The sequence below is a fragment of the Tumidithrix helvetica PCC 7403 genome, assembly GCF_965232925.1.
Lineage (GTDB): Bacteria > Cyanobacteriota > Cyanobacteriia > Pseudanabaenales > Pseudanabaenaceae > Tumidithrix > Tumidithrix helvetica.
Genome location: NZ_CBDDRA010000003.1, coordinates 141,056 through 155,314 on the forward strand (window position 1 = coordinate 141,056; position 14,259 = coordinate 155,314).

The window sequence follows — 14,259 nt, forward strand, 5'->3', positions numbered from 1 at the left end:
GAGCAATTCATGATTTGTCCCTGCTCTGTAGGAGGGAAGATAAATCAAGGGATTCTATGGTTTGGAAAAAGCCTAAAAGTCTGTTGGCAATGCGGGCAACACCTCCTTTCACATTAGATTCGATATTTAAGGGAATGACAGGGTCGTGGAGTGATAGACGCAAGAGAAACCAGCCATCTTCGATCGCGGAGGGGCAAGAGATCCGCACGCCTTCATAATTGCTAGGGACAATTTTCCAGTCTGGCTGACTTGAGGCAAATGCTTGGAGCTTCTCGATCGCGCGATCGCCATAGGACTTGAAATCCTCCACACCGATTTTGATGCGAAACTCTTCGCTCTCAACGGGTTCTTTTAAATTTGCGATTAAATCTGTTAAGGATTTTCCCGCCAGTTTTGACTTTGCCAGTTCGATTAAGAGTTTGCTCACCAAGTACGCACCATCATCTAGGAAGTAATTTTCTTTTAGGGCTGCATGTCCAGAAGTTTCAATTGCCAGCCAAGATTCCTGCCCAGTTTGATTGAGGCGAATGGATTCGTTAATTACATTTTTATAGCCGCGTTTAAAGCGATGATGCACCCCTTGTAAATCCTGCTCGATAAATTGAGTCAAGCCATCCGAGGTGATGGAATCCGTTACAATTGCGGAACCTGGATGTTCCTGCAAAACGATCGCAGCAATTAGGGCGATTAAGCGATTGCGATTGAGTTCGTTGCCAGAGCGATCGACGGCAGCACTGCGATCGACATCCGTATCGAAAATAATGCCAAAATCAGCTTGGTGATGAATTACCGCTTGGCAAATGGATGCCATTGCCGCTTTATCTTCAGGATTTGGTACGTGATTGGGGAAGGTTCCATCGGGCTCTAAAAACTGGCTCCCTGTGGTATCGGCTCCTAACGGCTTTAACACGCGATCGGCATAGAATCCACCCGCACCATTGCCCGCATCGACAATAATTCTCAATCCTTTCAGGGGCTGTTCGTAATTGTCGGGATGATTCACCGCAGCACGAATATGTTGGACAAATTGGTTAGCATATACAGAAATGAAATCGTGCTTGGTAATCCTGCCTTGGGCTGCGGAGCGTTCAAAATCTTCCTTTGCAGCTAGGGTCAGAATATCGCTAATATCCTTCTTTTCTAAACCACCTTGAGCCGTAAAAAACTTTAAGCCGTTGCGATTAAAGGGCAGATGACTGGCCGTGAGCATAATCGCACCATCGCAATCAAAGCCTGTGGTAATCGTACTCATAAACATGGCAGGAGTCGAAGCCATCTCAAAGTCATACACTTGACTGCCGATAGAGGTAATGCCATCCATCACAGCCTGCATAAGAGTTGGACCAGAGAGGCGACTGTCACGCCCCACAGAAATCGTTAATTCCGTCGTGTTTTTATGAACTTTTTGCCCTAGCCAGATCGCAAAGGCTTGCCCCAATATTCTGGCGACTTCGGGTGTGAGGTTAACCTGCTCGTCGGGAACACCTTCGAGGGCAATGCCGCGAATATCTGAGCCATTTTGGAGCTTTTTCCAGTTAAAATCTTGCATCATAATTCTTTGGATCGTTAAGGTTCGCTTTTGATATAACCAACTAATACCCAGTTCATCAGCCTCTATTTATACCTTATCGAGGCAGAATATCATCGAGGCAAAGTTGAAAATCAGGCAAAAGTGGAGAGGCGATCGCTTTACCCATGCGGTATTGCTTCTGGTTATAATCTTCGCCCATCAGTTGGCAAACTGTAAATGTGGGTTGTTTGGGTTTACCAATAAAGACCACACCACCCACTCCCAGATAATCGACAATCCAATATTCTGGAATTCCTAACTTCGCATATTCTTCAACTTTTCGGGCATAATCCGTTTCCCAGTTCGTACCGACAACTTCCACAACTAACTTGATCGATAGTCCTAAAGTAATCGTAGGTTCCCTTTCCCATAAAGGTTCGTGCAGTAGCATGGTTTCATCCAGCACCACAATATCGGGACATAGCATCAGATCGCTTTCAGTACAAGGTCGGATCAGACAGGTACGAGGAATAAACCAAGGCTGTTCGAGCGCAGTAAGAGTAATGCCTATTTTAGTTGCCAGCTTACCACTCACGGTTTCGTGAGACCCAGTTTGTTCCATGCCGAGTCGGAATTTGCTAAATTTTGAGTGTTCTATTATACCGTTCTAGCAAGAACAAAAATCAGAAGAATTGCAATCCTTAAAATTCCAGTGCTATCCAAAGAGGATGTAATGCGCCCGATCTCTCCAACTAGCAGGATTTAAGATTCGCTAGGAGTAAGGCGATCGCATCGATAAAGGGGCGTAATTCGCGGGTTGGCAAATTTCCATTATTGATAAAAATTGTAAAAGCAATTTCATCATAGCCACTGGGCTTCACATAGCCTGATAGGGCGATAACACCCGACATCGTGCCCGTTTTCCCTTGCAAAATCCCTGCGGCGGGGGTGTCTTTAAAACGGTTGGTAAGCGTACCATCTACCCCAGCTACTGAGAGGGAATTGCGGAAATCGCGATCGCTTGCCATGACTTTTAGTAACAGAACCATCGCTCTCGGCGTTATTAGGTTGCTGCGCGACAAGCCAGAACCATCGACAAGAAGGAAACTGCGATCGCTCAAACCGATGGATTTGAGGAACTTCGTAGCGATTAGAATACCCGCGTTCAGATCGTCATTCTCGACTTCATGGGTACGGCTTCCTAGAATTCGCAGTAAGAGTTCGGCATAGAGATTATTGCTGTCTTTATTGGTGGTTTGCAGCAGCGATCTTAGAGGTGGTGATAGAACTCTTGCCAATTCCACCTTGGGCTGCGAGTTATTCGGATTTAGGGAAGAATTAGAATTAGAATCAATCTGAATGCCTTGATTCGCTAACTCCATTCGCAAAAGTATCAAAAACTGCGCTTCAGGATCGGGCAATGCGACGCCACCCAACTCAGGTTCGGCATCTTGAGCAAGCTGCCCCCGAATCATTAATCGCCTTTGTCCAAAGGGACGTTCGACTTGCAAAGAGCTTTCGCGATTGGTGGAACCTGTGGTAGCCTGGTTTTCCACAATCCAACTATTCGCTAATTGGGGTTGTTCCCATTGAAATTGTACGGGCTTTCCAACCTGTGTGGGCGAAATCGTCCAGAGGAGTGCATTCTCATCAATCGTGAAAGCAGAAGCGATCGCACCGTAATATTCCTGTAGATCTTGCCATTCCCAACGATCTCCAATACCAGAACCTTGGAGCGAAGACAGGGTTCTAATCTTGCCACGAATGCGTTTGATGCCTCTATCTGCTAACTGTTTCACTAGCAACTTTAAGCTGGTTTCAGATCGAAAACTCGGATCGCCGCGACCGATCAGCCATAAGTCCCCCGCAATTTCCCCATTAGCATTGGGATGTTGATCGGACATCAGGGAAGTGGTAATGCGATAATCCCCTCCTAGTAACTTCAACGCCGCCGCAGTAGTTAACAGTTTGGCGTTTGAGGCGGGGATAAAGTAGCGATCGCCATCCAGATCGATCGAAATTTGAGAGGATGGCGTTAAGGTTTGGGCAAACACGCCTAAGCGCGAGAACTGTAGTTTGGGATCTTGGGCAATTTTATTCACCTCTGCTTTGAGCTGACTGGCACAAACCCCTGAAGTTGCCGCATAGGATTTTTCCGCGATCGCCAAAATAGCGATCGGAATTACCAAACAATGAAGTATTTTTCTGACGTAGGGACGAAGCATTCGCGTATTTATATTTTGCAAAATTAATTGTAGGGGCGAAGCATTCGCGTATTTATATTTTGCATTTAGCATGGAGATGATTATGCGAATGCTTCGCCCTCATGGAGGTCTTCGCCCTTACAAGGAAACCTAAAACAAGAAATAGCGTTGAGCCATCGGCAAAACCGTTGCGGGTTCGCAGGTCAACAATTCTCCATCAGCTCTCACCTCATAGGTTTCAGGATCGACCTCCATGCGGGGCATGGCATCGTTCAATTTCATATCTCGCTTCGAGATCTTGCGCGTTCCCGACACCGCGATCGCAGTCTTCTTCAAATTCAATTGTTGTGGAATTCCCTTCGCTAAAGCTGCTTGAGAAACAAACGTTAGAGAAGTGTGATTGATTGCTCCGCCGTAGCTGGCAAACATGGGGCGCATATGTACGGGCTGAGGCGTGGGAATACTGGCATTGGCATCCCCCATTTGCGCCCAAGCGATCGCGCCGCCTTTCAGCACTGTTTCTGGTTTAACGCCAAAGAAGGCAGGTCGCCACAGGCACAGATCCGCCAGTTTCCCGACTTCAATGGAACCGACATGGGCAGCAATTCCATGCGCGATCGCGGGGTTGATCGTGTATTTGGCAATATAACGTTTGGCGCGAAAATTATCCGCTTTGGATTCCTGCGTGGAGGTCAGCACGCCGCGCTGCACCTTCATTTTATGGGCGGTTTGCCAAGTGCGAATAATCACCTCTCCAACTCTTCCCATCGCTTGAGAATCTGAAGAAATCATACTGAATGCGCCCAGATCGTGCAGGATATCTTCAGCCTCGATCGTTTCGCGCCGAATGCGGGACTCGGCAAAGGCAACATCTTCAGGAATGCTAGGATCGAGGTGGTGACAGACCATTAGCATATCGAGATGTTCGTCCAGCGTATTTAGGGTATAAGGACGAGTGGGATTGGTGGAAGAGGGAAGTACGTTCGCTTCACCGCAGACCTTGATGATGTCAGGAGCATGTCCGCCACCCGCACCTTCCGTATGATAGGTATGAATGACGCGATTTTTAAAGGCGCGAATGGTATCTTCGACAAATCCTGCTTCGTTCAAGGTGTCTGTATGGATGGCAACTTGAACATCGTAGTCATCGGCAACGCTCAGACAGTTATCGATCGCGGCGGGAGTGGTTCCCCAATCTTCATGGAGCTTTAGTCCCATTGCCCCTGCTTCGACCTGCTCGACCAAACCTTCAGGTTTGCTGCTATTCCCTTTCCCTAAAAAGCCTAGATTCATTGGAAAGGCATCGGCAGCTTGCAACATGCGGTACATATGCCAAGGACCGGGGGTGCAGGTGGTGGCATTCGTACCTGCGGCGGGGCCTGTGCCACCACCAATCATTGTCGTTACGCCAGAGGCGATCGCGACTTCGATCTGTTGCGGACAAATAAAGTGAATATGGGTATCGATGCCACCTGCGGTGAGAATCATGCCTTCGCCTGCGATCGCTTCCGTACCCGCACCGATAATGATATTGACGTTATCCTGAATATAGGGATTCCCCGCCTTGCCAATCGCGGCGATCTTGCCATCTTTAATGCCGACATCGGCTTTGACAATGCCCCACCAGTCGAGAATGAGGGCGTTGGTAATCACGGTATCCACTGCACCGTCCGCATTCGTAATTGGCGATTGTCCCATGCCATCCCGAATCACCTTACCACCGCCAAACTTCACTTCATCGCCGTAGGTGGTGTAGTCCTGTTCCACTTCGATGATAATTTCAGTATCCGCAAGACGGATGCGATCGCCTACGGTAGGACCAAAGGTTTCTGCGTAAGCGCGGCGATTCATTCTATAACTCATGGGATTCTTCTCTGCTAAGGGTTTCTATTCTGAAGGATATTCAAAAACTTAATGCACAGATCCCCGACTTTTTCTTTTCAATCCAGATTAATAGTGATAGTCATACAAAAAGTCGGGGATCTTAATCTCTCTGTATGTTCATTTTTTTACGAATCTAGTGGGCTATTCAGGCAAAAATCCCGTACTAAGCGCTTGTTCCTGTGTAAATGGGCATATTTCAGGGAAAACACTAATTTCTAAGCCAGTTTCTGCGGCAGCAAGTTGGCGAGCATTTTTATAACAATCTTCAAAAACCTCCTGATAATATCGCTTGAGGCTAGGGCTACGGCGAAAAGCTCTTTCTATCCTTTGACGATGTTCGACGAGCGTATAACGCCAGCTATTTGAGCGGCGTTCCTTTTGGTAGGCGTACTTCAACAAGTGCATCAAAATAATTGCCAAATTGCTTTCTAGAGCATCTCTTTGACTGCCACTCATGTCATCCAGTTCTTCCAAAAGATTGGGAATATCCACATCGGAAAATTTGCCTTCGCGCAAAAGCTGAATCGTGCGCTCAACCCATAGACAATAGTCGAGATCGTAGAGCGTTGTAGGAATATTGAGTTCAGTAGGAGTAGTAACCATAAATTTTGCAATGGAGATTTAGCGAAACCTATAGGGGAAATTCCCCTGCGATGATTGCTAGTAAATCATTTTTTCTTTTTGCCTTTTCCCTTTTTAGATTTCTCTTCTGATTCGCGTTCTGGGGTGCTATCGAGTTTCCCTTCGATCAGAGCATTGAACCCATACACTTCGCGACTACCGACTAAGGCTACTAAGGTGACTTCGCGATCGTCACCAGGTTCAAAGCGCACCGCAGTTCCTGCAGGAATATCCAGCCGCATGCCGCGTGCTTGCGATCGCTCAAATGCCAAAGCTGCATTCACTTCAAAGAAATGATAATGAGAACCAACTTGAATGGGGCGATCGCCTGTATTTGCCACCTTTAAGCTCACCGTAGGGCGATCGGCATTCAGTTCGATTTCTCCCTCTTGGATAAACATTTCACCCGGAATCATAGTTTTTTACCTTTTTGGATTTCTATCTGTTATTTCAATTAGGCTTTTAAAATCTGCTCGGCAGTCAGTTGTAGCTCTGGGAAGGTACTTGACGCGATCGCATCATTCCCTCTAAACATCGAACGTTGATATTCACCCTTGTCATCTAATACATACACGAATATGGTCGGAAGCTTTGGTTTACCAAGATATTCTCTGCCTCCTAAGGCTAAGTAATCGACAATCCAATATTCATGAATGCCCATGCGCTGATATTCATCTAACTTGTCAATGTAGTCATCATCCCAATTGGTTGAAACGACTTCTACGGCTAACTGAATTGGCGATCGCAACGCCGCATAATCCGAACGATTGGCTCGCCAGTCATCGCGATCGATCGCGATGACATCAGGTATTCTTCCCTGTTCAATCCCATCATGACTTAAGGTTCTGATTGGAATTGCTCGTTTTACCACATACTTTAGACCCGTTCTTTTTACTTCATCATAGAAATATCGATCTAGCAATTCTGCAATATCATCATGATTTCTTGTTGCAGGCATCTCAACTAGTTCTCCATTCACCAACTCATAACGTCCTTGCTCTGGACAAACTTCAAGAAACTGCTCGAAAGTTAATTTGGGCTTTACAGTTGCAATCATAGCGAACCTCCATCTAAGGAATTCAATCTACTGAATTGGGTTATGTACCGTTACGAGTTTTGTGCCATCGGGAAAAGTAGCTTCCACCTGTACCTCATGGATCATTTCGGGAATTCCTTCCATCACATCCTCTCGTTTGAGCAGCGTTGCACCATAGGACATTAACTCTGCCACCGTGCGGCCTTCTCTCGCGCCTTCTAAAATTTCTGCGGTGATCAAAGCGATCGCTTCGGGATAATTTAGCTTTAACCCCTTGGCTTTGCGCCGTTCCGCTAACAGCGCCGCTGTAAAAATCAGTAATTTATCTTTTTCTTGGGGAGTTAGTTGCATGGATGATTCCTATTTCGATTTCTTAACATTAAAAGCCTTGGGATTTGACCTCTCTCCAACCCCAATTACCGCTCCCTAGCCCTCCCCTTGTAAAAGGGAGGGAACTAGATTTCCGATCTTCCCCCTTTACAAGGGGGAATTAAAGGGGGTAAGTCCGACTTGTGTACATGGTCTTTCACATCTGCCAAACTCTGGGTAAGCACGCCGATCGCTGCATATAGGATAAACGCAAAAGTTGCCACACATCTCTAAACCAGCTTCGCACTTCTGAGTTTGAGTTACCTCGATAGCGACAAAGCAAACCAGAGATGAGGCGGCTCACGCCTGCCTCTCCATTATATTTTCCTGCGGATTGCCCCTCTGTCCACAATCTACGGATTTTTTCAACAATCTCAGGCGTGGCAGGTTGACCGACCAGCGCAAAACTACCAACAACGGCGCAGCCATTTAAACCGTGGGGGCTATCGAGAATGGTGCGATCTCCTTCCAGCCATTGCCGATCGATCCAAAGGGGTTTTCCCTGTTGCCAAACCTCTGTATGCGATCGCCAAGTCCCTTCTGTAAACCTTTCCCCGCTGGCACTGCGTCCAAACCTTGTAACCTCCCAACCCAGCCAAGTCGCACCAGGGGCTAATTCAATTTTCAAATTTTGCCGATAAATCGCTGACGCAAAGGCGATCGCTTCTTGGGGCAGCCACTCTAGGCAAGCCCCTTCACCGACAGAAATTTGGATGGTTTGTTCTGCTTCTTGACCGTTGGAGCGATAGATCTTGCTGGCTGCTGCCGTCGTAATCAATGCATGGGCTGAGGGCGCAACTTGAAGATCGATCCGCAGGCGATCGCCGCCAACAATGCCCCCTGCGGTATGCAAAATCACCCCATGACAGACTTCTGCACCTTCGGGATAAAAGGGACGTTGAATCTTGAGTGGGGCAGTTCCTTGGCTGTGAGTCATGAGGGTTGCGCCATCCTGCAATGCGAACGCTAGTTCTAATTTGCCATGCCAACCAGAAACACTCATAGGGCAGTATCGATCTTCATACAGCTAAGAATTTCTGAATCACATCGTTACTGAGTTCGCTGGTCGCCCCAGAGGCAACAATGCCCCCCTTTTGCATGGCGTAGTACCAATCAGCTTGACGGACAAAATGTAGATGCTGCTCGACCAGAAGCACACCCACACCTGTCGTTTGTACGATCCGACGCACCGCCGCTTCAATTTCTAGAATGATCGAAGGCTGAATCCCTTCTGTGGGTTCGTCTAGAACGAGTAATTTGGGTTTGCCCATCAAAGCCCGCGCAATCGCGAGTTGTTGCTGCTGACCGCCGCTGAGATCGCCGCCCAAACGCCAGAGCATCGACTTGAGCACGGGAAATAGCTCGTAGACTTCCTCCAGATCGTCTTGCAGCGAAGCAACTGTCGGCTTCTGGGATTTATCTCTGGCTTCTAAGCCTAGGATTAGGTTCTCTTTCACCGTGAGGCGGGGAATTACTTCGCGTCCTTGGGGCACATAGCCAATTCCCATCCTAGCGCGGCGATCGGGGGACAGACCCGTAACATTCACCCCTGTAAATTTAACCTTGCCTTTGCGGGGTTTGAGTAGCCCCATAATTGTTTTGAGCATTGTGGTTTTGCCCACACCATTTCGACCAATCAAGCACACCATCTTACCCGCTGCTACACCCATATCGACGCTACGAAGAATGTGACTTTCTCCATAGTAAACATCGAGATCGGTAATCTCTAGTAACGGTTGTGCGCTGGTCAGATCCTGAGCGATCGCATCTTCCATTTGATTCATCTTGGTTTGATGTTAAGGGTTGAATAGGCTTGAGGATTTTGGGGCGGGGAGAATTAATTATGCTGCCTCATGGACTTCTTCTTGCTGTTGACCTAGATAGACCTCAATCACGCGAGGATCGTTCTGGACTTCTTCAATTGTGCCTTCGTACAAAACACTGCCCTCGTGCAGCACCGTCACTTTACGCGAGATTTGCCGCACAAATTCCATGTCATGCTCGATCACGATAATCGAATGTTCTTGGGCTAGAGAAATCAGTAGCTCTCCTGTCTGTTCCGTTTCTTCGTCAGTTAGACCTGCAACGGGTTCATCTACCAGCAATAGATCGGGGGCTTGCGCCACGAGCATACCAATTTCTAGCCACTGCTTTTCACCATGCGAGAGGAGTCCCGCTTGAATGTCTGGCTTTGCTACCAAGCCGATAGTTTCCAGCAAACCTGAGACCGTGCGCCGCTCCGTCACCGACGACCGACCGAGCAGGGTTGAAAAAACACCCTTATTGCGATTACAGGCAAGTTCTAGGTTTTCCCTTGGGGTGAGATTGAGATAGACTCTGGGAGTTTGGAACTTACGCCCCACGCCAAACCGTGCGATCTGATGTTCTGACATCGATCGCAGATTTCTCCCTTTAAATCTCACCTGTCCAATCGTTGGCTTGACCTTCCCTGTGATGACATCTAAAAAGGTCGTTTTCCCTGCGCCATTCGGACCAATAATTACCCGTAACTCGCCTTCATCCATACTGAAATTGAGATTGTTGAGTGCTTTAAACCCGTCAAAACTAACGGTTAAATCCTCAATCTCCAAGATTCTTGCGTTCATACTGTACCTCTGGATCTTCTTCAAGACTAGGATAGGGAACTACTTTGCGACCAAAGAATAGGGTTTTAACGATCTGTACGCCTTGCGTGCGCGCCCAACCGACCAAGCCATCGGGAAGCACCATAACCACAAGCAGAAACATCGCACCCTGAAAGAATAGCCATATTTCTGAAAACTGTTCGCTCAAGATGCTCTTGGCAAAGTTGACTAGAACTGCGCCAAGAATTGCCCCCGACAAACTCGCCCGACCGCCCACTGCCACCCAAATCACCATCTCAATCGAAAAGGCAATATTCATGGAGTTATTGGGCGAAATAATGCCTGTTTGCGGTGTATAGAGCGCACCTCCAATCCCCGCTAGGGCAGCGGAAATCGCAAACACCAAAACCTTAAACCCTGTCGGATCGTAGCCCGTGAACCGCACGCGCGGTTCGTCATCTCGAATCGCAATTAGTAAGCGTCCAAACTTTCCACTCGTCAACCAACGACAGAGTGCGTAGGCTAAAGCCAGAAATACGATCGTGAGGATATAAAAAACCCGTCTCGTTTCTGGGGCATTTACGGTCGCACCAAAAATTGTCTGGAAATCGGTTAATCCATTTGTACCATTGATGAGCTTTTGTTGTCCGTTAAAGATGTTGTAAAAGATAATCGTGGTCGCCTGGGTCAAAATCGAAAAATAGACACCGCGAATGCGATTGCGAAACACCAAAAAGCCAAACAGGGCTCCCACGATCGCGGGAATTAGAATAATCGCAAGAATCGTAAATGGGAAAGAATTAAAGGGTTGCCAAATCCAAGGGAGTTCGGTAACGCCATAAAGGGGCATAAAAGAGGGAAGTTTTGAGGTGGCGTCGGGAGGAATTTGCAATTTTAAGTACATGGCAAAGGCATAGCCACCCAATCCAAAAAATACACCATGCCCCAAACTGAGCATACCTGTATAGCCCCAGATTAAATCGATGCCGAGTGCCACGATCGCTAGAGCCAAAAAGCGCCCCAGTAGCTCGACGCGAAATCCCTGCCCGATCGCAACCAATAGGAGGGGGACAACAAAGATCAGCAATAGCGCAATTCCAATTACGATGGCTGCCTCAATCAGAAGCGATCGCTTAATCTGTCCCTGTTTTTTCTGCACTTCAATTGCTGTCATTTCATTTATTCAGTTATCAGTTTTTGAGAAGCTGTTAGCAGTTCAAACATGTAGTGATTTACTAAGCATCAACCGTGCGTCCCTTTTGGGGAAACAGACCCGCAGGACGGAATTGCAAGAAAGCCACAATCAGGGCAAATAACATCACCCGTGCCATGCTGGTTGAAGAAAAGAAAGTGAAGAAATCAGCAAGGGGCTTGATCGGAGCGACCAACGCCACTAACGTGCCCGAACCCACCAGATAGTTGGTTGTGCCCAGAACTAGCGCCGCCACAATGGCACCGATTAGTTTGCCAACACCACCAACGACAACCACCATAAAGGTATCGACAATATAGTTTTGTCCTGTATTGGAACTGACCGAACCTAAGAAACTGACGGCACACCCTGCAATTCCTGCCAGCCCTGAGCCGAGCGCAAACGTGAGCGAATCAACGGTCTGGGTGGGAATCCCCAAACAGGAACTCATGCTGCGGTTTTGGGTCACGGCCCGAATGCGCAAACCCCAAGGCGATCGCTGCAAAAACAGATAAATGCCAATCACACAGGCGATCGTCAGCACGATGATAAACACGCGTGTATAAGGCAGTTGAATATTGCCAATCGGTAAGCCACCGCGCAACCATTTCGGTGCAGTCACATCCACACCCTGCGCGCCAAACCAAGGTTTTGTCGCAGTGAGTTTGTAGGTTTGAGCTAAAAATGCGCCAACGCTAAAGGAGATTGCGGCAGATAGGGGTAATAAGGCCGCGATCGCCCAGTTCCGTATAACCTGCCAATTTGTGCGTTTTTGTAAAACCCACATACTCCCAAAAAACAGACCACAAAATATAAGGATGCCTGCAAGAAACACCCAGTTCACACTACGGACAAACTGTTGCAAGATTAGGCTCACACCCCAAGTTGCTAATAGCGTTTCTAAAGGTCGTCCATAGAGAAAGCGAATGACCCCGCGCTCCAACAGAAAACCCACAAAAGCAGTGACAAGGAATGCCGCAATCAAAGCCGCAAAAACATAAAAATCCTGCCAAGGATCTCCCAAAAGCTTAAATCCATTTTGGACAAGATAGGTGGTGTATGCACCTAGCATCATCAACTCGCCATGCGCCATGTTGATCACGCCCATCAAGCCAAATACAATTGCCAGCCCTAAAGCTGCTAGTAATAAAACGGAGCCAGTACTGACTCCGTTAAATACGCCATCCAGTAATCTCAGCAATACGTCGAGCATTTACCTTTACTGATTAGTTATAGTCATCAAAAATTCTTGTAGGGGCAGCGCCCCTGTGCCTGCCCGTGAAATCTAGGGCAACCACGGGGGGATTGCCCCTACATGTTGATTTGCTTCTACTTAGGCTTTTTTGTACTTACCGCCCTTAGCCTTATCAGACCAGTCACAGGCATAGCCCTTGGTATCAGCAACAAACTGGTTCCATGGCACTGGTACAACGGCTTCCTTGGTTTCAAACACAATCTTAAACAGACCATCATCCGCAACTTCACCAATTCGGACGAACTTGGTGAGGTGATGGTTGGAATTGAGCGTGTACTTACCACCAGGAGCATCAAAGGTCTGTCCGTAGGCAGCAGCGCGAACTGCTTCAATATCAGTGCTCTTCGCTTTTTCTACAGCTTGCTTCCACAGATAAACCATGACATAGGCGCATTCCATGGGGTCATTAACCACACGATCCGCACCAAACTTAGCCTTAAATGCTTCCACAAATTTCTTGCTAGCAGGGGAATCAACGGTTTGGAAATAGTTCCAAGCGGCATAGTGCCCCTTAAGGAACTCTTTACCGATCGCTTTGATTTCTTCTTCCGCAATACTGACTGACATCGAAGGATATTTGTCAGGAGTCAAGCCTGCACCTTGCAATTGCTTAAAGAAAGCCACGTTGGTGTCGCCGTTCATGGTGTTGTAAATTACGCCACCATTGGGAAGAGCTTGCTTGATCTTGGTGATGATCGGGGTAACTTCCGTGCTACCAAGAGGAAGATAATCTTCGCCCACAACCTTACCACCAGAAGCTTCTAGTTGAGCCTTGATAATGGTATTGGCTGTACGAGGGAACACATAGTCAGAGCCAACGAGGAAAAATTCTTTTCCTTTATTTTTTAACAGCCATTCTACGGAAGGCTCGATTTGTTGGTTAGGAGCAGCACCCGTATAGAAGACGTTCAGAGAACATTCTTGTCCTTCATACTGAACGGGATACCAGAGTTGGTGCTTTTTGCCTTCAAACACAGGCAGTACTGCTTTACGACTGGCGGAAGTCCAGCAACCGAATACCGTGACGACCTTATCTTGATCGATCAACTTGGTCGCTTTTTCAGCAAAGGTGGGCCAATCAGAAGCACCATCTTCTTGAACTGCAACGATTTGCTTACCTAAAACACCACCTGCTTTGTTGATTTCTTCGATCGCTAGATTTTCAGCATCTACGACACTCTTTTCACTGATTGCCATCGTGCCGCTAAGGGAGTGTAAAATCCCCACTTTGATCGAGCCACCAGAAGGCGCAGTAGTTGCCGCAGCCGTAGTTGGTGCTGTAGTTGCTGGAGCAGAAGTTGCGGAGGCTGTAGGAGTAGGGGTCGAAGGCGCACAAGCCTTGATCAGCATACTGCTACCCATTGCTGCCGATCCGTACAGCAGGAATTTGCGACGATTAAATTTACTGTTCATTAAAGGTTAGCGCCTCCATAAGACTGATTGAGAATATAGGTTCTGAGCATAGATTTAAAATGCCAAAAAGAACGAATTCTCGTGCGATCGCTTTGCATGACGTATCATCACTCCTCACGAGAAAAACACTGACTTAACTTTGACTTAACATAGCTAAATCCACACTAATCCTGATATAGGCTTACTTGGT

At 47.5% G+C, this 14,259-nt stretch carries 13 protein-coding genes and 1 pseudogene; all 14 read right to left on the reverse strand.

Annotated features, from left to right (window positions below):
- Nucleotides 1–7 precede the first annotated feature (7 nt).
- The 14 genes and pseudogenes from ACP2WE_RS04295 to urtA all read right to left on the reverse strand — a co-directional run bounded on the left by ACP2WE_RS04295 (nt 8) and on the right by urtA (nt 14,069).
- Nucleotides 8–1,549 (reverse strand): phosphomannomutase/phosphoglucomutase, encoded by a 1,542-nt coding sequence (locus ACP2WE_RS04295; RefSeq protein ID WP_425214467.1) that lies wholly within the window; start codon nt 1,547–1,549, stop codon nt 8–10.
- A gap of 76 nt (nt 1,550–1,625) precedes the next feature.
- Nucleotides 1,626–2,138 (reverse strand): annotated as a pseudogene (locus ACP2WE_RS04300) (Uma2 family endonuclease); the annotation flags it as partial.
- 124 nt (nt 2,139–2,262) lie between these two features.
- The gene (dacB, locus tag ACP2WE_RS04305) at nt 2,263–3,735 is read right to left on the reverse strand and encodes a D-alanyl-D-alanine carboxypeptidase/D-alanyl-D-alanine endopeptidase (protein WP_425214363.1); all 1,473 of its coding nucleotides are present in this window, start codon (nt 3,733–3,735) and stop codon (nt 2,263–2,265) included.
- Nucleotides 3,736–3,864: 129 nt separating this feature from the next.
- A complete protein-coding gene (ureC, locus tag ACP2WE_RS04310; RefSeq protein ID WP_425214364.1) occupies nt 3,865–5,577 on the reverse strand; it encodes an urease subunit alpha in 1,713 nt (570 codons plus the stop codon).
- A 162-nt stretch (nt 5,578–5,739) separates the two neighbouring features.
- Entirely contained in the window at nt 5,740–6,201 is a 462-nt protein-coding gene (locus ACP2WE_RS04315) for a DUF29 domain-containing protein (protein WP_425214365.1), read from the reverse strand.
- Nucleotides 6,202–6,266: 65 nt separating this feature from the next.
- Complete coding sequence (locus ACP2WE_RS04320) at nt 6,267–6,635, reverse strand: urease subunit beta (RefSeq protein WP_425214366.1); 369 nt, start codon at nt 6,633–6,635, stop codon at nt 6,267–6,269.
- Nucleotides 6,636–6,673: 38 nt separating this feature from the next.
- On the reverse strand, nt 6,674–7,276 hold the full coding sequence (locus tag ACP2WE_RS04325; protein WP_425214367.1) for a Uma2 family endonuclease: 603 nt from the start codon (nt 7,274–7,276) through the stop codon (nt 6,674–6,676).
- A 27-nt stretch (nt 7,277–7,303) separates the two neighbouring features.
- Complete coding sequence (gene ureA / locus ACP2WE_RS04330; RefSeq protein WP_425214368.1) at nt 7,304–7,606, reverse strand: urease subunit gamma; 303 nt, start codon at nt 7,604–7,606, stop codon at nt 7,304–7,306.
- Between the two features lie 175 nt (nt 7,607–7,781).
- Complete coding sequence (locus ACP2WE_RS04335) at nt 7,782–8,627, reverse strand: urease accessory protein UreD (protein ID WP_425214369.1); 846 nt, start codon at nt 8,625–8,627, stop codon at nt 7,782–7,784.
- A 16-nt stretch (nt 8,628–8,643) separates the two neighbouring features.
- Complete coding sequence (gene urtE, locus ACP2WE_RS04340) at nt 8,644–9,408, reverse strand: urea ABC transporter ATP-binding subunit UrtE (protein WP_330483084.1); 765 nt, start codon at nt 9,406–9,408, stop codon at nt 8,644–8,646.
- A 57-nt stretch (nt 9,409–9,465) separates the two neighbouring features.
- A complete protein-coding gene (gene urtD, locus ACP2WE_RS04345) occupies nt 9,466–10,230 on the reverse strand; it encodes an urea ABC transporter ATP-binding protein UrtD (protein ID WP_330483083.1) in 765 nt (254 codons plus the stop codon).
- Nucleotides 10,205–11,383 carry an urea ABC transporter permease subunit UrtC gene (urtC, locus tag ACP2WE_RS04350; protein ID WP_425214370.1) on the reverse strand — a complete coding sequence of 393 codons (1,179 nt, stop codon included), beginning with the start codon at nt 11,381–11,383 and terminating at the stop codon, nt 10,205–10,207. The genes urtD and urtC overlap by 26 nt, the downstream gene beginning before the upstream one ends.
- Before the next feature lie 61 nt (nt 11,384–11,444).
- Nucleotides 11,445–12,614 carry an urea ABC transporter permease subunit UrtB gene (gene urtB / locus ACP2WE_RS04355; RefSeq protein WP_425214371.1) on the reverse strand — a complete coding sequence of 390 codons (1,170 nt, stop codon included), beginning with the start codon at nt 12,612–12,614 and terminating at the stop codon, nt 11,445–11,447.
- Between the two features lie 120 nt (nt 12,615–12,734).
- The gene (gene urtA, locus ACP2WE_RS04360) at nt 12,735–14,069 is read right to left on the reverse strand and encodes an urea ABC transporter substrate-binding protein (RefSeq protein WP_425214372.1); all 1,335 of its coding nucleotides are present in this window, start codon (nt 14,067–14,069) and stop codon (nt 12,735–12,737) included.
- Nucleotides 14,070–14,259: the final 190 nt, after the last annotated feature.